The organism is Kineococcus sp. G2, from assembly GCF_037154035.1.
Lineage (GTDB): Bacteria > Actinomycetota > Actinomycetes > Actinomycetales > Kineococcaceae > Kineococcus.
Window position 1 is genome coordinate 1 of record NZ_JBBBEM010000065.1, and the last position, 18918, is coordinate 18918.

The window sequence follows — 18918 nt, forward strand, 5'->3', positions numbered from 1 at the left end:
GAAGGCGGGCTAGGCCGTGTCCTGTGGATCATGGAGGGGCGACTTCGCGATCTTGCCGATGTCGTGATGTCCCCTCCCGTGGTGATCTCGCACGATTGAGGGCTCAACCGTGCAAGATCACCACGGGTTGCCGGACGGTCTCGCTGCAGACCACCACCGACACGCCCGAGCAGTGACGGCCCACCCCGGCGTGTTCGCTCCCGCCTGCAGCACCGTTGTCCACCGCGGGTCCGAACGCGCGGTCATCCCGCGGACAGCGCGCAGTCAGCGCGGCCGGCGACTTCACGGACTTGCCAACTTCCGGGCGAGGCGGTCGCAGCTGCGGAGCAAGCTCAAGATGCCGTCACATGTCGAGGACACCGTCCTGCGCTTGATCGGCGGGCGGGATCCGGCCGGTGTCCAGGTCCTCCATCAGCGCGACGTCGGCGTACTCGGGGTACGCCTTGCGCCCGACCTCGTCGAACAGCTCCACCCGCCGGCGCAGCACCAGACCCGGCCGCGAGGTGTGCCCGAACGTCCACTCCAGCCGCACCCGGGGCCACTGCCCGAGCAGGCGGGCGTCCACCACGTCACGCCCGTCCAGGGTGTGCCCGCCGCTCGTGCCCAGCGTGTGCGCGCTCAAGCTGCCGAACTCGGCCAGCACCCGCTGCAGGTAGGAGTCGACATCCACCGGGCGCGGCACGATCGGCCAGCACCCCGTGCTGATGTCCACCTCCTGCGCCGCCGCCAGTGACACCTCCCGCCCACCCCGGGACCGCTGATCGCGCAGGACGGTGGATCCGCCGTCCTGGTGCACCCGCCACGGCCACTCTCCGCTCCGCAACGGCGCGAAGCCGCGTTCCACGTCGAAGGCCACACGCTTACGCTGCGCAGCCGCCTGCGCGTTGGCGGGGTCGTAAGGGCCGGCGGCCAGGTCGAGCGCGGCCTCGAAAGCCTGCGGCGCCTCGGGAACGCCGTCGTCGGCGCGGATGCTGGCCGGGGGTGTCCGCCCCCACGGCAGGCGCACCCACCGATTGCTCCAGTACACCCAGGACACGTCGGGGAAGTCGGTGGGCTCAGGCCTCCAGGGAGCCAGGTCCAGGCGCACCCAGGCCGCATCTCGCGTGGTGTGCACCAGGCCCACCGCCGCGTCGGTCCGCACTTCGGTGAGGGTGCCGTCGGGTGCTGCGTGCAGCAGGACGTCCCCGGTGGCGGGGGGCGTCGGCTCCGGATCGCTCGATCCGACCCGCCACGGAGGACCGGTCGGTCGTGCGCACCACGCCCCGCCGGGTCCGGCGGCCGCCAGCAGCGACGTCTTCGTCCACACCGCGTGCTGGACACCGTCCAGGCCGACGCGCAGCAAGGGGCCACCCGCTGCGTTCTCCTGCACCCACAGACCGTCGTCGGCGGCGAACATGCGCCGGAAGGCCCCCAACTGCTGTGGAGCCGGCTCCTGCGCCCAGGACACCAACTGCCGCACCTGCCCGTCATCGGGGTCGAGGACGACCGCGACCGGGTGCACCCGGTCCACGACCCACAACCCCGACGACAGCTCGAAGACCCGCTTCGCCCTCAGTCGCCGCATCGACTCATCCTGACCCGACCACGGCGCTTCCAGTAACCCCCGCAGACCTGCACCGACTTCACGGTCATCCCGCCAGTCCGGGCGGTCATGAGCCTGGCAGGAACGGCCGCCGAAGGCGCAGACCGTCCTTGCTGTCGATCAGTTCCCTATGTGGTCGTTCCCCGCGGAAGCACCCACCGCTGCGGGACGCCCGCGCACTCTTCGATCAGCTCGAAGTCCCGGTCGTAGTGCAGGACCGCGGCCCTTTCTACGGCGGCATGAGCTGCGACCAGGATGTCCACCGGGCCGGGTCCGCGGTGCTGCCCCTTGGCGACGAGCCCGCCTTGGATGGTCCGAGCTCGGACGTCCACCTCCTGTGACCCGTGGAGCACGCGCATCGCCGCGGTGAGGTACTGCGACTGCCGCAGGTGATCGGCCTCGTTGCGGGCAGAGACCCCGACCTCGAGCAAGGTCGGCCCGCAGATGACCAGCTCGTGATCAGCCCGCAACGCCTCGACGGCATCCCGGACGCGCGGCTTGCTGAAGCGCTGGATGACGCTGTTGTCGAGGACAAACCTCACGCAGCGCCCTCGCTGCCGCTGCCGCCCGGCCGTTGTGTGTACTCGTCCAACTTGGCCTGCTCATGGGCGAGGTGTTCACGCTCAGCTTCGAGGTGAACATCGCTGGAGAAGCCGCCAGCGTCGACATAGCCCCACAGGTGGCTCCACGCCTGGTCCTTCTCCGCCTTCTCGACGGCAGCGCGCAGGGCGGCTTCGACGGTGTCCTTCTTCTGCTTGGTGCCCAGCGCGCCAGCGGCCCGGCCCAGCAGATCGTCATCGATGTCGATGTGCGTGTAGGTCATGAAGGCTCCCGGGGTCGACGTACGTCAATCATAAGCCTGACGTACGTGAAGGTCGAGGCATCCGCCTCCACCCCGGACCTGCGGCACCCACCTCGGCTTGCGGTGTGACGGGCCTGGCGCGATGAGGTGTGGCGGAAGCACGCCCCTTCATGAGCCTCACCCCTGACCACCTGCCCATCGCCCTCGGGGACGGGACATGGCGCACCGACCCACTCCGCTTGGCCATCGCCGCCCACCTGGCCCGCTACCGCGGCGAGACCCGACGCCACGCCGAATCCCACCTGCGCGCCTACCTCACCTGGTGCCAACTGCGCGGCCTGGACCCGTTGCAGGCCCGCCGCCCGCACATCGAGCTGTACGTGCGGTGGATGCAGGAGACCCAGCGCTTCGCCGCCTCCACCGTCTCCCGGCGGATGTCGGTCGTGGCCGGCTTCTACCGCACCTGCGTCATCGACGCCGTCCTGGAGCACCCCCCGGCTGACTACGTCCGCCGTCCCAACGTCCCACCGGAGTCGCCCACCCTGGGCCTGTCGCACCTGCAGCTCGAAGCCCTGCTCGCCACCTCGCGGGACTCGGCCAACCCGTGCGACTTCGCCCTGGTGTGCCTGCTCGGGCTGCTGGGCCTGCGCATCTTCGAAGCCTGCGCCCTGGACATCGCCGACCTCGGCGAGGAGCACGGCCACCGCGTCCTGCGGGTGGTCGGCAAGGGTCACAAGGTCGTCCTGGTCCCCCTCGCCCCGGCGGTGGGGAGGTCGGTGGACCGCGCCATCGGCGACCGCTCACGAGACCACGGACGGCAGCCGCTGCTGCTGAACACCCGCGGCGGCCGCCTGGACCGCCACTCCGCGACCCGCCGCCTCAAGCACCTCGCCGCCGATGCCCGCATCCGGCTGCCTCGGATGCCCCCGCACATGCTGCGCCACACCTACGTCACCACCGTGCTCGACGCCGGGGTGGACCTCAGAGACGTGCAGATCGCGGCTCGCCACGCCGACCCCCGCACCACGATGCGCTACGACCGGGCCCGCACCACCTTGGACCGACACCCCAACTACATCCTCGCCGCGTACACGGCGTTGGGGACCTGATGGGCCTGCTCCGACTTCACGCTTCTGCCGAATGGCGAGTGGTGCTTCCAGCACCGCACCCCCCTGCCAGGCCCGTCGAGTTCAGGGCCACACGGGACACTCGGTCCATGCCAGGGGACGAGCAGCCGAGCACCGTCGATCAACTCCAGGAGGCTGTCGACGCCGTCCTGGTCCCGCACGGCTTCGCGGCCGGCCAGGTCGGCGTCAGCGACGGGCGCCGCGAGGTCGTCTGGTGCGCAGCCACGCGCGAGCTTGCGACCCGCTTTCCCGCACTCCTCACCAGCCAGATGCCAGCAGGAGGCTGGGGCACGATGTGCACCGATGTCGTCCTGCAGGTGAGCGGCACCCACGGCCACTGGCGCGTGAGCGACGTCAGCGTGGAAGGCGAGCCGTTGAGCCAATTGCTCTCAAGCCTCAATCGCCCTGTCCTCGCCGAGCGAGCCGCTGGCGTGATCGGCTCGACAACGGACGACTGCCTGACTTCGCTGCCGTCACTGCTGGCCGAACTGCTCGATGGCGCCAAGCCGATGCACTGATCCTCTGTTCTCCTCGGAGTTGCATCCGGTGATGCCGCGCTGCCTACGACCTCACGGTCATCCCGCCGTCCGCGCGCGTTCAGTGACACCTCTCCGCACGAGCGTGCACCCGACCGGACAAGCCCAGCGCTACCCCACAGGCCGGCGCACCCCGGCCCCAGCCGGTCCACCACCGCGTGGGCGAGGCGGTACCGCGTCCAGCTCCCGGTGCAGGCCACGCCGTCCCACGTGCCAGCGCACACGCTGCACCCGTACCCCACGCACCTGCTCCAACGGCACCGGCCACCGCCGGCGAAGACGCTGCTGCGCCCGCCGGCGCGCACCATCCGGGCCGCGGGCCCACACCCGCACCAGGACGGAGACCACCCCCGGCCGGTGCAGCACGTCGAAGCGGCTGCGAGCCTACCGCTGCTCGACCACCCGGGGTCGCTCCATCACCTGGCGTTGCAGGCGGCTGGAGGATCCGGCGTCCGGGCGCGCTTCGTCCATCAGCAGGGAGACCACGTACACGGGCACCTCTCCAGCATGCGCGCCGCCCTGCACCACGGGCTAGTGCTCAGCCGCAGCCGATGCGCGCCCATGCTGCGCTGCGCGCGACGTCACGGTCATCCCGCGATCCACGCGCGATCACGGCTGTATGCCACCGCCGTGATCCGCAGGACAGGGCCTGGGCTCGGGGCATGGCGGCTGAGGTGCACGAGGGCGTCCACGGCGTCCCGATGTCCTGGGAGGACTGCCGTGCGCTGGGCGAGGACGTCCGCGGTGAGTACGTGGACGGGGCGTTCATCCCGCGCGGTGTGGTGACGGGGCGGCACCAGCGGATCGCTCGGCGACCGGCGAACCTGCTGGAGAGCGGCACCGAGCACCAGGTCCACGACGCGTGGGGCTGGAAGCCGGGTCCGGACAAGTACGAGCCGGACGTCATGGTGATCCAGGCCGGTGCCGACGTGGACGAGGAGGCCCAGTACTGGGACGGCCCGGTGCTGCTGTGCGTCGAGGTGCTCTCGCCCTCGAACCAGTCGAAGGACTGGGTGCGCAACACCGCCGAGCACGCCCGCCACGGCTGCCCCGAGCACTGGATCGTCTCCCCGTGGGACCACACGGTGTACGTGCACCGCCTCGTCGACGGCGCCTACGAGCTGGACCGGGCCCTGTCGGAGGGCGCGGTCGAGCTGGAGCGCTGGGGGATCGTCCTGGACGTCGAGGCGCTGTTCGCCTGAGCCGGGCGCGCACCGGGCACGCCCGCGCATCGGCGATCCTGGTGCCGTGAGCACGACGACCCCGCTCGGCACCCCGCACTCCTCGCACTGGGGGGCGTTCACCGCCACCACCGACGCCGACGGCCGCGTCAGCGTCCACCCCCACCCCGACGACCCGGACCCCTCGCCGCTGCTGGGCAACGTCCCCGTCGCGGCCACCCCCACCGCCCGCGTGCTGCGCCCGCACGTGCGCCGAGGCTGGTGGGAGGACGGTCCCGGCCCGGACGAGCGCCGCGGCGAGGACGAGTTCATCCCCGTCGAGTGGGAGGAGGTGCTGGACCGCCTCGCCGCCGAGTACCGCCGCGTCCTGGACGAGCACGGGCCCACCGCCGTGTTCGCCGGTTCCTACGGGTGGGCCAGCGCCGGGCGCTTCCACCACGCGCAGAGCCAGATCCACCGCTTCTCGCACTGCCTCGGCGGTGCCGTGCGCTCGTCGTGGACCTACAGCCACGGCGTCGGCGAGGTCCTCATGCCGCACGTCGTCGGCAACCAGGAACCCCTCATCTCGCCCACCGCGCTGTCCAGCGTCGAGGCGCACACCGACCTCGTCCTCGCCTTCGGCGGCCTGCCCGCGAAGAACTCCGAGGTCGCCAGCGGCGGCATCAGCCGCCACGAGGTCGCCGGGCGGCTGCGCGGTGCGAAGGCCCGCGGCGCGGAGTTCGTGCTCGTCTCCCCGCTGCGCGACGACCTCGCCGCCGAGCTGGACGCCGAGTGGATCGCCCCCGTGCCCGGCACCGACGCCGCGCTGCTGCTGGCGATGTGCCGGGTGCTGGTGGAGGAGGGACTGCACGACGCGGGGTTCCTGGAGCGCTGCTGCTCCGGCAGCGAGGAGTTCCTCGCCTCCCTCGACGGCGCGGACGACGGCGTGGTGAAGACCCCCGAGTGGGCCGAGCCGATCACCGGTGTCCCCGCCGCGACGATCCGGGAGCTGGCCCGCCGCGCCGCCGCCGGGCGCACCATGGTCACCGTCAGCTGGTCCGTGGCGCGCACCCGCTTCGGCGAGCAGCCGCTGTGGGCGGCGGTGGCGTTCGCCTGCCTCCTGGGGCAGATCGGCCTGCCCGGCGGGGGTTTCGGGCACGGCTACGCCTCCACCGGCGGTGTCGGGCGCCGCTCCGGCCACTACCCGCTGCCCACGCTGCCGCAGTTCGCCGACCCGCTGCGCGTGCGCATCCCCGTCGCCCGCATCGCCGACGCCCTGCTGCACCCCGGTGAGCCGTACGAGGTCGACGGCCGGCACGAGGTCTACCCGCACCTGCGCCTGGTGCACTGGGCCGGCGGCAACCCGTTCCACCACCACCAGGACCTGCAGCGGCTGCGCCGCGCGTTCCGGGCCGCCGAGACCGTCGTGGTGCAGGAACCGTTCTGGACGACCACCGCCCGGCACGCCGACGTCGTGCTGGCCACCACCACCACCCTGGAGCGCGAGGACGTCGGCGCCGCCCGCTACGACGACCGCCTGATCCACATGGGCCGCGTGCACGAACCGCTGGGCGAGGCCCGCGACGACTACTCGGTCCTCGCCGGGCTCGCGCAGCGCCTCGGCGCGGGGGAGCGGTTCACCGAGGGTCGCACCGCGCGGCAGTGGGTCGAGCACCTGTACGAGGAGTGGCGCACCGGGCCCGCCGCCCGCGCGGGCCTCACCCCACCGCCGTACCGGGAGTTCCGCGAGGCGGGGGAGTTCCTCCTGCCCGACGAGCCGGAGGAGAAGGTGATGTTCGCCTCCTTCCGCGCCGACCCGCAGCGGTTCCCGCTGCGCACCCCCAGCGGCCGCATCGAGCTGCACTCGCGCACCGTGGCGGGTTTCGGCTACGACGACTGCCCCGGCCACCCCGTGCACCTGCCCACCGACGAGGCGCCCGACGAGGAGTTCCCGCTGCACCTGGTGGCGAACAACCCGGCCACCCGCCTGCACAGCCAGCTCGACCACGGCGCCCACTCCCAGGCCGGCAAGGTCGCCGGGCGCGAACCGGTGCGGGTGCACCCGGACGACGCCACCGCGCGCGGCCTGGCCGACGGGCAGGTCGTCGTGGTGCGCAGCCGGCGCGGCAGCTGCCTGGGCGGCCTGGTGGTCTCCGACGCGGTGCGCCGCGGCGTGGTGCAGATGTCCACCGGCGCCTGGTGGGACCCCGTCGCCGGCGCCGAGGCGGGCGTCACCTGCGGCTACGGCAACGTCAACGTCCTCACCCGCGACGTGGGCTCCTCCCGCCTCGCGCAGGCGTGCACGGGCCAGCACGCCGCCGTGCAGGTGAGCGCGCACACCGGGCCGGTGCCGAGGGTGACGGTGTTCGACCGGCCCGTGCTCGCCCGGCCCGCCGCGACGCCCCCCGCCTGAGCGCCGCCGGCCCCGGCCGGGCGCGCGGTCCGCCCGGCCGGGGATTCACCCGTTCGGACCACACCTGAGGCATCATGGTCGCCCATCCAGGTGCGCTCGCCGCACCGCCGAGGCGCGGAGGTGCCACAGGTGACCGAGGGCTGGCCGGACGACGGGCTGACCTCCGCGTCCGACGTCCCCTCCGTGGTCCGGCACCGCGCCGGGCCGCCGGGGGACCCGGACCGCTACGAGCTGCTCGGGGAGGCCGACGGGCCCGACGAGGCGTGGCACGTCCTGGACCACCGCGCCGCGGCCGGTGAGGCGCTGTTCACCCTCGTGGCGCTGCGACCCGCCGTCGCCGCGGACGGCCCGCAGGAGGACGCCGGGACGCCGGCCCCCGACCCGGCCGCCGTGGAACGCACGTGGCGCGAACGCGCCGAGGGGCTGACGCGCGTGCGGCACGAGCGCCTCGCCGCGGTCCTGAGCACCTTCAGCGGCCCCGCCCCGCACCCCCCGGGGCGCGTGGCGGACGCCGAGGACGGCTGGAACTACGCCGTCGTCGAGCAGGCCCCCGGCCGCTCCGTCGCCGACTGGCTGCGCGACGACCCGGGCGCGAGCGTCGAGGAGCGCTTCGCGGTGCTGGCCACCACCGCGGGGATCCTGCAGGAGCTGCACCGCGGCACCGACCACTCCCCGCCGCTCGTGCACGGCGCCGTCACGCCGCGCACCGTGCGGCTGGGCGGGTTCTTCGCCGGCGACGGGGTGCGCCTGGCCGGGGCCGGCCTCGGCGGTCTGCGCGCCGACGGGTCCCACCCCGGGGCCGGCCCCTACGCCGCCCCCGAGGTCCGGGCGGGGGGACTGCCGTCCACGGCCGGCGACGTCTTCTCCTTCGCGGCGACGGCCGTGTTCGTCCTCACCGGCCAGCCGCCCGCCACCGGCCCCGACGGCGCCCTCGACCCCGCGCTCGTGCGCCGCCAGCTCGCCGCCGCCCCGCACACCGCGACCCACCACCCGCGCATCGCCGACCTGCTCCTGCAGGGGCTGGCCGAGGACCCCCGCCAGCGTCCCGACCGGTTGCCGGGCTGGATCAACGCCGTGCGCGCCGTCGCCGTGCCCGCCCCGGCACCCGAGGGGCTGGACGCGTGGGTGGCCCCGCTCCCCGTGCCGCCGCCCGCCGCGGCACGCCCCAGCCGCGTGCGCACGCTGCCCCGCCGCCCCCTCGCGGTGGTCGTCGGCGCCCTGCTGCTGGCCACCGCCGGCACGGCCATCGCGGTCACCGCCGTCCAGCAGGGCCGCCTGGACGAGGTGCCGAACCCGGTGGCGATCGTGCAGCCGCCGCCGACCGGTGTCCTGCCCACGTCGGCGCCCGTCGCGCCCGAGCCCTCCGCGCAGCAGCCGTCGGACGAGGGGGCGGACGCGGACGTGGACCGGGAGGCGGGCGCGCCCACCGCGACGAGGCGGGCGCCGGGCCGCACGGGTGCTCCCGCGTCCACCCCGAGCGCTCCCGCCGGCCCGTCCGCGCCGTCGCCGGGAACGCCGGCGGGTGCAGCGCCCGGCGCGACGGCGGGGCCGCTCCGCCCTCCCGCGGCCACCTCGGTGCCGGTGGTGCCCGCGTCGCCGGTCGTGCCGCCGCCGGCCGCGGAGGAACCCGCCGTGCCGTCGCCGGCCAGGCCGTCACCTCCGGCCCAGCCGAGCCCGCCGGCGCCGAGCCCCCCGGCACCCGGGACGCCGCCGCCCGGGACGCCCCCGGCCACCACCGGCCCCCCGCCGGTCACCCCGCCGGTCACCCCGCCGGTCACCCCGCCGCAGGAGCCGACCCCGTCGACCTCCACGCCGACCTCGCCGTCGGTGCCCGAGGCCCCGCCCGTCACCGCGGGCGGGTTCACCCCGCGCGCCCCCGGCCCCGCGGAGCCCGGCGCGGCAGGGCCCGGCCCGGCGCGGTCCACCCCGGCGGAGGTCCCGTCGCCGTCCTGAGCGGGCCCACCGGGTCGCCGCGTCGGACCGCCGCGGTGGTGCGTCGTGTCGAGTCGCCCCGTGAGGTGCCCCGTCAGGTCGTCGCGGTGGTGCGCACCCCGCCGGGGTGCCGCGCCAGCGCGAACGCCAGCGCCGCGTACCCGCCGGCGAGCAGCACGGCCACCGCGCCCAGCCGCCCGTCCGCCGGCACCACCAGCACCGCCGCCCCGCACGCCAGGCAGTAGCTGACGTTGAACACCAGGTCGTACGCGGTGAACACCCGCCCGCGGTAGGCGTCGTCGACGCTGCGCTGCACGACCGTGTCCACCCCGATCTTCGCGCCCTGCCCACCGAGGCCGAGCGCCGCCGCGGCCGCCGCCAGGACCGCGAGGGAGGCGCCGAACCCCACCACGAGCTGCCCGGCGCCGGCCACGAGCAGGCAGCCGCCGATCCAGCCGCGCAGCCGGCCGTACCGCACACCCCACGGCGCCAGCACCGCCGCCGCAGCGGAACCCGCGGCCACCGCGCTCAGCAGCACGCCCAGCGCGGCCAGCCCGGCGGCGGGGTCCCCCTCGCCCAGGACGCGGCGGCACAGCACCACCACCGCCACCGTCGTCAGGCCGAACGACCACCGGTGCCACGCCACCAGGCCGAGGGCGCCCGCCGCGGCCCGGCGCTCGCGCAGGTGCGCCACGCCCGCCACCACGTCGCGCCCGCTGTCGCGCACCACCGCCCAGGCGTCGCGCACCGCGACGGGCCGGGCCGCCGGGTCCGGGCCCAGCACCCCGCGCGGGAAGCGCAGCGCCAGCGCGCCGGCCAGCAGGTACCCGCTCGCCGCCGCCAGCAGCGCGACCACGTCCGCGGACCCGCCCGTGCCGGCGGCGGCCGTCAGCGCCACCGTGACCGCCGCCCCCGCCCCGGCGGCGACGGTGCCCGCGCTGGGGGTCACCGAGTTCGCGACGACCAGCTGCCCGGGGTCCACCACCCGCGGCAGGGCCGCCGACAGCCCCGCCAGCAGCGCGCGGTTCACGGACAGCACGGCCAGCGCCAGCGCACCCACGAGCACGTCCCCCGCCCCGGCGGCCAGGGCGGCGGCGGCGCCCACCGCCAGCGCGGCGCGCAGCAGGTTGCCCACACCCAGCACCGAGCGGCGCGGGCGGCGGTCCAGCAGCACCCCCGCCCACGGGCCCACCACCGTGAACGGCAGCAGCAGCACCGCCGCGGCGAGCGCCACCTGCTCGGGGCTGGCCTGCCGCTCGGGGGAGAAGAAGAACAGCGACGCGAGACCGGCCTGGAAGGCGCCGTCGGCGGACTGCCCGGCCAGTCGCACCCCCAGCAGGTGGCGGTAGCGGGGGGTGCGGCCCAGCCGCGCGAGCTCTGCGAGGACCCCGGTGCGCGGCACGCCGCCACGCTACGTCGACCCCCACCGCCCCGGTGCTCCGCGGTGCCGGTGCCCCGCGGCGCCGGTGCCCCGCGGCGCCGGTGCCCCGCGGTGCCGGTGGGCCGGGGCGGTGGTGGAGGTCTCGTGCACACCCGGCGCGGGTGCACCGCGTGGCGGGCGGTGCACCGGGCGGCGCGCATACTGGGACGGCCGGTGGGTGGGGGCCCGGGTGCGCCCGGCCCCGCTGAAGATCCGGCCGGCGACTGCCGATGCACCGGCAGCGCACCCGCGCCGCGACGCGAGCCCGGCTCGCACCGCGCACCGACGCCCGGAGGACCAGACCGCAGTGGCTGCACGCCGTCCCCACCCCGCCCCGTCGTCCCGCCGTCCGCAGCAGCCGGTCCGGCGGGGAGCCACCCGTCCCCCCGCGCGCCGTCGCCGGGGCCGCCGCGTCCTGGCGTGGCTCGGCGGACTGTTCGCCGTCGGCGTGGTGCTGGGCCTGGCCGGCTTCGCCACCGCGTACGCGCTGGTGGACGTGCCGGACCCCAACGAGCTCGCCGACGCGCAGACCAGCACCGTCTACTACTCCGACGGCACCACCCCCATCGGCACCTTCTCCGAGGTCAACCGGCAGGACGTGGACATCGAGCAGGTGCCGGAGGTCGTGCAGCACGCCGTCCTGGCCGCCGAGGACCGCTCCTTCTACGAGAACCGGGGCGTCTCGCCCAGCGGCATCGCCCGCGCGCTGTGGAGCAACATCAGCGACGGCACCCAGCAGGGCGGCTCGACCATCACCCAGCAGTACGTGAAGAACTACTACCTGTCCTCCGAGCAGACGTACACGCGCAAGCTCAAGGAGTTCTTCATCGCGCTGAAGATCGACCAGCAGCAGTCGAAGGCGGAGACGCTCGAGGACTACCTCAACACCGTCTACTTCGGCCGCGGCGCCTACGGCATCCAGGCCGCCGCGCAGGAGTACTTCGGCGTCGACGTGGAGCAGCTGAACGCCTCCCAGGGCGCGCTGCTGGCCGCCGTGCTGAAGGCACCGCGCAACTACGACCCCCGCAACGACGCCGAGGCCGCCGCCCAGCGCGTCGACTACGTCCTCGACGGCATGGTCGAGGAGGGCTGGCTGAGCGCCGAGGAGCGCGCGCAGGCGGGGCTGCCGGAGACGGTCGAGGACACCGACGACAACGAGCTCGCCGGGCCCGAGGGCTACCTGCTGGACACCGTCAAGCGGGAGCTGACCAGCAGCACCGTCGGCCTCACCGAGGAGGAGGTCGAGCGCGGCGGCCTGAGCATCGTCACCACCTTCGACGCGCAGGCGCAGGCCGCGGCCGTCGAGGCCGTGCAGGACCGGCTGCCGGAGGACCTGCCCGAGGGCTTCCACGTGGCGCTGTCCGCGATCGACCCCGCCACCGGCGGCGTGGTCGCCATGTACGGCGGGGCGGACTACCTCGAGCGCCAGCGCAACGCCGTCACCCAGGACACCGCCCAGGCCGGTTCCACCTTCAAGCCGTTCACCCTGGTGGCGGCCCTGGAGGAGGGGACCTCGCTGCGCACCACCCTCAGCGGCGCCAGCCCCATGACCGTGGACGGCTGGACGGTGAAGAACTTCGGTGGTTCCTCCTACGGGCGCATCAACCTGCTCACCGCCACCGCGAACTCGGTGAACACCGTGTACGCGCAGCTGAACGAGGAGGTCGGCCCCGAGGCCACCCGGGACGTCGCGATCCGCGCCGGGTACCCGCAGGACACCGCGGGCCTGGCCGACGAGGACACCACCATCTCCAACGTGCTCGGCACCGCCTCCCCGCACCCCATCGACGTCACGCAGGCCTACGCCACCTTCGCCGCGCAGGGCGTGCGCACCGACTGGCACACCATCGTCAGCGTCACCGACGCCGACGGCACCCGCACCTACACCGCCTCCCCGGCGCAGGAGCGCGTCTTCTCCGAGGACGTCATCGCCGACGCCACGTACGCCATGCAGCAGGTCGTGCAGCAGGGCAGCGGCCGCTACGCGCGCAACCTCGGCCGCCCCGCGGCCGGCAAGACCGGCACCTCCTCCAGCAACAAGTCCGCCTGGTTCGCCGGCTACACCCCGCAGCTGGCGGCGTCCGTGGCGCTGTACCAGTCCGGCCCGGACGGCGAGGCGCAGTCGCTGGACCTGGGCGGCGGCGAGGTCACCGGCGGCTCGTACCCGGTGCGGATCTGGACCGACTTCATGGAGGACGCGCTGGAGGGCACCGAGGAGCTGGACTTCCCCGAGCCCGCCTACGTGGGCTCCTCCCGCGGGCCGTCCTCGTCGTCCTCGCGCGAGTCGTCCTCGTCCTCCTCGACGTCGACCCGCACCTCCACCCCCACGGCGACGGCCACGGAGTCGGCGACGAGCACGGCCACCGCCTCGCCCACCGACGGCGACTCGCCCACGTCCAGCCCGAGCGCCACCTCGTCGGCCACCGCGACCTCCCGCCCGAGCGGCACGGCCACCGCCACCTCCCGCCCGAGCGCCTCCGCCCGCCCCACCGCGACCGCCACCGGCGGCGGCGAGGACGAGGAGGAGGCCGCGAGCACCGGCACGGCGGAGGTGGAGGCGGAGCGCACCGCCCGCAGCGCGGCACCGAGCGCCGCCGGCGCCGACGGGTAGGTCAAGCTGCTGCCGTGAGCACCGGCACCCCCCCGCCCCCGCCCGCGTCCCCGCAGCCGACCACCCCGCAGCCGACCACCCCGCAGCCGACCACCCCGCTGCCGCCCACCGCGGCCGACCCCGTGCTGCGCGGGGCCAGCGAGGTGCTCGGCGGCCCCGCCGGCCGCCGCCTCACCGGCCGGGTGCCGTGGTGGGCGCAGCCGCTGCCGGTGCTCCTGGCGCTGACGTCGGTGCTGGTGGCGCTGGGTGCGCTCACCAAGCACCGCTGCCGCGCGCTGGGCTGGAGCGCCCCGGACCAGTTCACGCACGCCTGCTACTCCGACCTGCCCGTGGTCTACACCTCCTCCGGCCTGGCGGCGGGGCTCGGCCCCTACGCGGACGGGGTGTCCCTGGGGCAGCCGCCGCTCACCGCGGCGCTCGCCTGGCTGGTGGGCCTGTTCGCCCCCGACGGCACCGGTGCCGACGCCCAGCGCGGCTACTTCGACGCCGCCGCCGTGGTCGTGCTCCTGGCCGCGCTCGTCACCGTCGCCGCCGCGGCCGTCGCCGCCGGGGCCCGCCGGCGCTGGGACGCGCTCCTGCTGGCGCTGAGCCCGCTGCTGGTGCTGAGCGCGCTGGTCTCCTTCGACCTGGTGGGCGTGGCCCTGGCCACCGCCGGCCTGGCCGCGTGGGCGCGGCGGCGCCCGGTGACCGCCGGCCTGCTCCTGGGCCTGGCCGTCGCGGCCCGCACCTACCCGCTGCTGCTGCTCCTGGCGATCGCCCTCGTCGCCCTGCGCGCCGGCCGCCGCCGGGCGGCGCTGACGACGCTCGCCGTCGCGCTCGCCGCGTGGGCGGCGGTGAACGTCCCCGTCGCGCTGGCCGCCCCCGACGCCTGGAGCGCGCACCTGCGCGACTGGTTCGGCCGCGCCGCCGGGTACGGCTCGCCGTGGCTGCTGCCGCAGCTGGTGGAGCGCGCCGGCGGCGACGCGGACGCGACCGGTCTGCCGCCCGGCGCGGTGACCGCCCTGACGGTGTGCACCTGGGTCGCGTGGGTGCTGCTGGTGGCCCTGCTGGTGCTGTGGGCGCCGCGCCGCCCGCGCCTGCCGCAGGTGGCGTTCCTGCTGGTGGCGGGCGTGTGCCTGCTCGGCCCGGCGTTCCCCGTGCAGGCGTCGCTGTGGCTGGCGCCGCTGGCGGCGCTGGCCGTGCCGCGCTGGCGCGAGCACCTGCTGTGGTGGGCGGCGGAGGCGGCGTCCTTCGGTGCCGTGTGGTTGTTCATCGCCGGGCAGTCCACGCCCGAGCGGGCGCTGCCGCCGCAGTTCTACGCCCTGTTCCTGCTGCTGCGCCTGGCCGCGCTGGCGTGGCTGGTCGTCGTGGTGGTGCGCGACGTGCGCTCGCCGTGGCGCGACCCGGTGCGGGGCGAGGGGCTGGACGACCCGGCCGGCGGGGACGTGGACGGGCGGGCGGACGCGCTGGTGGTGCGGGTGGCCTGACCCGCGGGGCGGGGGTCGCCGCGGTGTCCCCAGGAGCGGCCGGGCGCCGGCCGGCCGGGTCCGCTGTGGACGGGGCGGGCGCCGCCCGGGCCGTGCGGCACGGTGGGTGCCGAGGGGCCGGTAGACTGCTGCGGTTCCGTGCCCGTCCAGGGCGCGGTCGACGCACCGAGACCCTCCTGCCACGGAGAGACCGTGGCCGCCTGAGACCGAAGGAGGTGGGGAATGAGCGCGCGTCAGTACGAGCTCATGGTGATCCTCGACGCGGAGCTGGAGGAGCGCACGGTCGGCCCGTCGCTCGACCGGTTCCTCAACGTGGTCCGCCAGGGCGGTGGCGAGGTCGGCAAGGTCGACATCTGGGGCCGCCGTCGCCTGGCCTACGACATCAAGAAGAAGTCCGAGGGCATCTACGCCGTCGTCGAGCTGAACACCACGCCCGCCGTGGCGCAGGAGCTGGACCGCCAGCTGAACCTCAACGAGGCGGTGCTGCGGACGAAGCTGCTCCGCGCCGAGGCCGCCTGATGGCGGGCGAGACCGTCATCACGCTGGTCGGGAACCTGACCAACGACCCGGAGCTGCGCTTCACCCCCTCGGGTGCGGCCGTGGCCTCCTTCACCGTCGCCTCCACCCCCCGCACGTTCGACCGCCAGTCGAACGAGTGGAAGGACGGCGAGACGCTGTTCATGCGTTGCTCGGTGTGGCGCGAGGCGGCGGAGAACGTCGCCGAGTCCCTCACCCGCGGCACGCGCGTGGTCGTCACCGGCCGCCTGCAGTCGCGCACCTTCGACACGAAGGAGGGCGAGAAGCGCACCGTCATCGAGATGCAGGTCGACGAGGTCGGCCCCTCGCTGCGCTACGCCACCGCGAAGGTCACCAAGGCCTCGCGCGGCGGCGGCGGCGGTGGGTTCGGCGGCGGAGGCGGCTTCGGCGGTGGCAACTCCGGCGGTGGCAACCCCGGCGGCAACTCCGGTGGCGGCGGCTGGGGCGCGAGCTCCGGCGGCGGCCAGCAGCAGCAGGACGACCCCTGGGCCACCGGCCCCTCGCAGGGGTCCGGCGGCGGCTGGGGCGGTTCGTCCAACGACGACCCGCCGTTCTGACGGACGAGCCCCCGCAGCACTCCAGGCCCCGCGCGGCCTGACCCTCGGTGCGCCGCGGCACCCGCCGCGGCCCACCGAGCACCACGAACGACGTCATCCCGGGGCAGCACCCCGGGCTCTCACGAGAGGGGAGCACCACGATGGCCAAGGTGCCCGTGCGCAAGCCCAAGAAGAAGCAGAACCCGCTCAAGGCGGCCAAGATCGAGGCCGTCGACTACAAGGACACCGCGCTGCTGCGCAAGTTCATCTCCGACCGCGGCAAGATCCGCGCGCGCCGGGTGACGGGCGTGTCCGTCCAGGAGCAGCGTCAGATCGCCAAGGCGATCAAGAACGCTCGCGAGATGGCGCTGCTGCCCTACAGCAGCTCCGCGCGCTGAGGAGGAGGGACGAGATGAAGCTCATCCTCACCCACGAGGTGACCGGCCTCGGCACGCCCGGCGACGTCGTGGAGGTCAAGGACGGCTACGGCCGCAACTACCTCCTGCCGCGCAACCTGGCCACCCCGTGGACCAAGGGCGGCGAGAAGCAGGTCGAGGCGATCCGCAAGGCCCGCAAGACCCGCGAGATCGCCAGCCTCGACGACGCCAAGGCCGTCAAGCAGTCGATCGAGTCGCGCACCGTGGCGTACGCCGCGCGTGCCGGCCAGGGCGGGCGCCTGTTCGGCGCCGTCACCCCGGCGGACGTGGCGCTGGCCGTGACCGCCGCCGGTGGCCCGGCGATCGACAAGCGCAAGGTCGAGCTGCCCCAGCCGATCCGCACCGTCGGCGTGCACAAGGCGCTCGTGCGCCTGCACCCCGACGTCTCGGCGACCGTCACCATCGACGTCGTCGCAGCCCAGGGCTGAGCGGCTCACCACCGCACCCCGTGAGGGGCCGGTCGCGCACCGCGCGGCCGGCCCCTCGCGCGTCCACGGGCCCTGCTCCGAACGGGTGCCCACCGCTGCAGGCGGCCGCCGCGGGCGCCGATGCCACCGCGTGCGCACCACCGACCTGGCGACCCTGTCCCTGCGGGCCCACTGCGTGCTCACCCCGGCGCTCGTCGTCGCGTGGGCCGTCCTGCCGGACGGGCTCGCGCGCTCCGCCGTGTACGCCCTCGCCGGGCTCGCCTGCGCCGCGCTCGTGGCCCTCGGCACCCGCCTGCGCCGCCCCCGCAACCCCACCGGGTGGTGGCTCGTCGCCGCCGGCGTGGCCGCGTGGGCGCTCGGCGACCTCGTGTACTCCTACCTGGAGCTCGTGGTGGGCGTCGAGCCGTTCCCCTCGGTGGCCGACGCCCTCTACCTCGCCGCCTACCCCCTGCTGGCGCTGGGGCTGTGGTCGTTCGTGCGCTCGCGCACCGGCCGCGGCGACCGCGAGGGCGTCATCGACACCGCCATCATCACCATCGGGTTCGTGCTGCTGAGCTGGATCTTCCTCATGCAGCCCACCCTGGCCGACGGCAGCGCCTCCGTGCCCACGCGCGTGCTGGCCGCCCTGTACCCCGTCGGCGACGTGCTGCTGCTCGCGCTGCTGGTGCGCCTGCTCACCTCCAGCGGCGCCCGCACCGCCTCCTTCCGCCTCCTCGGCGCCGGCATCCTGATCATGCTCTTCAGCGACAGCGCCTACCAGGTGCAGAGCCTCGACGGCGTCTACTCGCCGGTCCTCGACGTCGGCTGGCTCGCCTCGTACGCGTGCATCGCCGCCGCCGCCCTGCACCCCTCGATGCGGCGGCTGACGGAGGTGCAGCCCACCACCGGCGTGGAGTTCAGCCGGGGCCGGCTGCTGGCGCTGATGCTCGCCAGCCTCCTCTCGCCCGGCACGATGCTGCTGCAGCTCGCCCTGGGCCTGTCCCCGGAGCCGTGGGCGGTCGGCCTCAGCTCCGTGGTCCTCTTCGTCCTCGTCGTGCTGCGCATGTCCGGGCTGCTCACCCGCGTGCAGCAGCAGTCCGAGCAGCTGGCCGCGCTGGCCCGCACCGACGCCCTCACCGGCCTGCCCAACCGCCGCAGCGGTGACGCCGAGCTGCACCGACTGCAGCAGGCCGCGCTCGCCGGCGGCCAGCCGCTGTCGGTGGCGCTGCTCGACCTGGACCGCTTCAAGAGCTTCAACGACACCTTCGGCCACCCGGCGGGGGACCGGTTGCTGTCGGAGGCGGCGGCCGCCTGGACCGGCGGGCTGGCCGGCACCGGCGGTGTCCTGGCCCGCTGGGGCGGGGAGGAGTTCCTCGTGCTGCTGCCGGAGCACGACCTGGACGCCGCCGCCGCCGCGGTGGGCCGGCTGCGACCGTGCACCCCGCTGGGGCAGACGTTCTCCGCCGGTGTCGCCGAGTGGGACCGCGCCGAGCCCCTCGCCGCCCTCGTCGCCCGGGTCGACGAGGCGCTGTACGAGGCCAAGCACGCCGGCCGCGACCGGGTCGTGCCGGCCGGCCGGGCAGCGGCGGTTCCCCCCGCGCCGGCTCCCGCGCCGGTCCCCGCGCCCGCCGCCCAGCCGGTGCCGCCGCCCGCGCAGCCCGTCGGCTGACCGGGCGGCGGGCACCGGCTCAGCCGGCGCCGGTGACCACCCAGGCGCCGGAGCGCTCCCGCCGCACCAGCGTCAGCAGCCGGGCCGCGGAGTAGGCGCCCGCGAAGGACACCCACAGCCACACCAGCCCCGCGCGGCCCGGCGGCGCCACGGCCAGCACCAGCAGCGCCAGCGGCGCGTACGCCGCCAGGGTCACCACCCCGGCGCGCGCCAGGTACCGCCCGTCACCGGCACCGATGAGCACCCCGTCCAGCACGAACACCCAGCCGGCCACCGGCAGGCT

General features: G+C 75.3%; 15 protein-coding genes and 2 pseudogenes. 12 read left to right on the forward strand and 5 right to left on the reverse strand.

Annotated elements, in window-relative coordinates; translation table 11 throughout:
- Positions 1-343: 343 nt before the first annotated feature.
- The 3 genes and pseudogenes from V9U69_RS10700 to V9U69_RS19320 form a co-directional block, all read right to left on the reverse strand.
- On the reverse strand, positions 344-1564 hold the full coding sequence (locus V9U69_RS10700) for a hypothetical protein (protein ID WP_337061775.1): 1221 nt from the start codon (positions 1562-1564) through the stop codon (positions 344-346).
- Positions 1565-1710: 146 nt separating this feature from the next.
- On the reverse strand, positions 1711-2124 hold the full coding sequence (locus V9U69_RS10705) for a PIN domain-containing protein (protein ID WP_337061776.1): 414 nt from the start codon (positions 2122-2124) through the stop codon (positions 1711-1713).
- 170 nt (positions 2125-2294) lie between these two features.
- Positions 2295-2405, reverse strand: a pseudogene (locus V9U69_RS19320) (type II toxin-antitoxin system VapB family antitoxin); the annotation flags it as partial.
- Between the two features lie 218 nt (positions 2406-2623).
- Between V9U69_RS19320 and V9U69_RS10715 the strand changes: the two are divergent.
- The 5 genes from V9U69_RS10715 (at position 2624) to V9U69_RS10735 (ending at position 9573) form a co-directional block, all read left to right on the forward strand.
- A complete protein-coding gene (locus V9U69_RS10715) occupies positions 2624-3493 on the forward strand; it encodes a tyrosine-type recombinase/integrase (protein WP_337061779.1) in 870 nt (289 codons plus the stop codon).
- 107 nt (positions 3494-3600) lie between these two features.
- Positions 3601-4029, forward strand: a complete 429-nt coding sequence (locus tag V9U69_RS10720) for a hypothetical protein (protein ID WP_337061780.1) — start codon at positions 3601-3603, stop codon at positions 4027-4029.
- Positions 4030-4709: 680 nt separating this feature from the next.
- Positions 4710-5249: a Uma2 family endonuclease gene (locus tag V9U69_RS10725; RefSeq protein ID WP_337061782.1), complete on the forward strand. Its 540-nt coding sequence runs from the start codon at positions 4710-4712 to the stop codon at positions 5247-5249.
- A gap of 46 nt (positions 5250-5295) precedes the next feature.
- Positions 5296-7620: a molybdopterin-dependent oxidoreductase gene (locus tag V9U69_RS10730; RefSeq protein ID WP_337061784.1), complete on the forward strand. Its 2325-nt coding sequence runs from the start codon at positions 5296-5298 to the stop codon at positions 7618-7620.
- 129 nt (positions 7621-7749) lie between these two features.
- A complete protein-coding gene (locus V9U69_RS10735) occupies positions 7750-9573 on the forward strand; it encodes a hypothetical protein (protein ID WP_337061785.1) in 1824 nt (607 codons plus the stop codon).
- A gap of 73 nt (positions 9574-9646) precedes the next feature.
- On the opposite strand, the gene V9U69_RS10740 is transcribed toward V9U69_RS10735, so the two are convergent.
- On the reverse strand, positions 9647-10954 hold the full coding sequence (locus V9U69_RS10740; RefSeq protein ID WP_337061787.1) for an MFS transporter: 1308 nt from the start codon (positions 10952-10954) through the stop codon (positions 9647-9649).
- A 325-nt stretch (positions 10955-11279) separates the two neighbouring features.
- On the opposite strand from V9U69_RS10740, the gene V9U69_RS10745 reads away from it, so the two are divergent.
- From V9U69_RS10745 to V9U69_RS10775, 7 genes are all read left to right on the forward strand, one after another.
- Positions 11280-13583 (forward strand): transglycosylase domain-containing protein, encoded by a 2304-nt coding sequence (locus V9U69_RS10745; RefSeq protein ID WP_337061789.1) that lies wholly within the window; start codon positions 11280-11282, stop codon positions 13581-13583.
- Between the two features lie 14 nt (positions 13584-13597).
- Positions 13598-15049 carry a glycosyltransferase 87 family protein gene (locus tag V9U69_RS10750; protein WP_337061790.1) on the forward strand — a complete coding sequence of 484 codons (1452 nt, stop codon included), beginning with the start codon at positions 13598-13600 and terminating at the stop codon, positions 15047-15049.
- Positions 15050-15271: 222 nt separating this feature from the next.
- A complete protein-coding gene (gene rpsF, locus V9U69_RS10755; protein WP_242123198.1) occupies positions 15272-15568 on the forward strand; it encodes a 30S ribosomal protein S6 in 297 nt (98 codons plus the stop codon).
- Positions 15568-16143 carry a single-stranded DNA-binding protein gene (locus V9U69_RS10760; protein WP_337061793.1) on the forward strand — a complete coding sequence of 192 codons (576 nt, stop codon included), beginning with the start codon at positions 15568-15570 and terminating at the stop codon, positions 16141-16143. Before rpsF ends, V9U69_RS10760 begins: the two co-directional genes overlap by 1 nt.
- Positions 16144-16283: 140 nt before the next feature.
- Positions 16284-16520 (forward strand): 30S ribosomal protein S18, encoded by a 237-nt coding sequence (gene rpsR, locus V9U69_RS10765; RefSeq protein WP_012085900.1) that lies wholly within the window; start codon positions 16284-16286, stop codon positions 16518-16520.
- Between the two features lie 14 nt (positions 16521-16534).
- Positions 16535-16987 carry a 50S ribosomal protein L9 gene (rplI, locus tag V9U69_RS10770; RefSeq protein WP_337061794.1) on the forward strand — a complete coding sequence of 151 codons (453 nt, stop codon included), beginning with the start codon at positions 16535-16537 and terminating at the stop codon, positions 16985-16987.
- Between the two features lie 130 nt (positions 16988-17117).
- Positions 17118-18635, forward strand: a complete 1518-nt coding sequence (locus V9U69_RS10775) for a GGDEF domain-containing protein (protein WP_337061795.1) — start codon at positions 17118-17120, stop codon at positions 18633-18635.
- A gap of 19 nt (positions 18636-18654) precedes the next feature.
- On the opposite strand, the pseudogene V9U69_RS10780 reads toward V9U69_RS10775, so the two are convergent.
- Positions 18655-18918, reverse strand: a pseudogene (locus tag V9U69_RS10780) (MATE family efflux transporter); the annotation flags it as partial.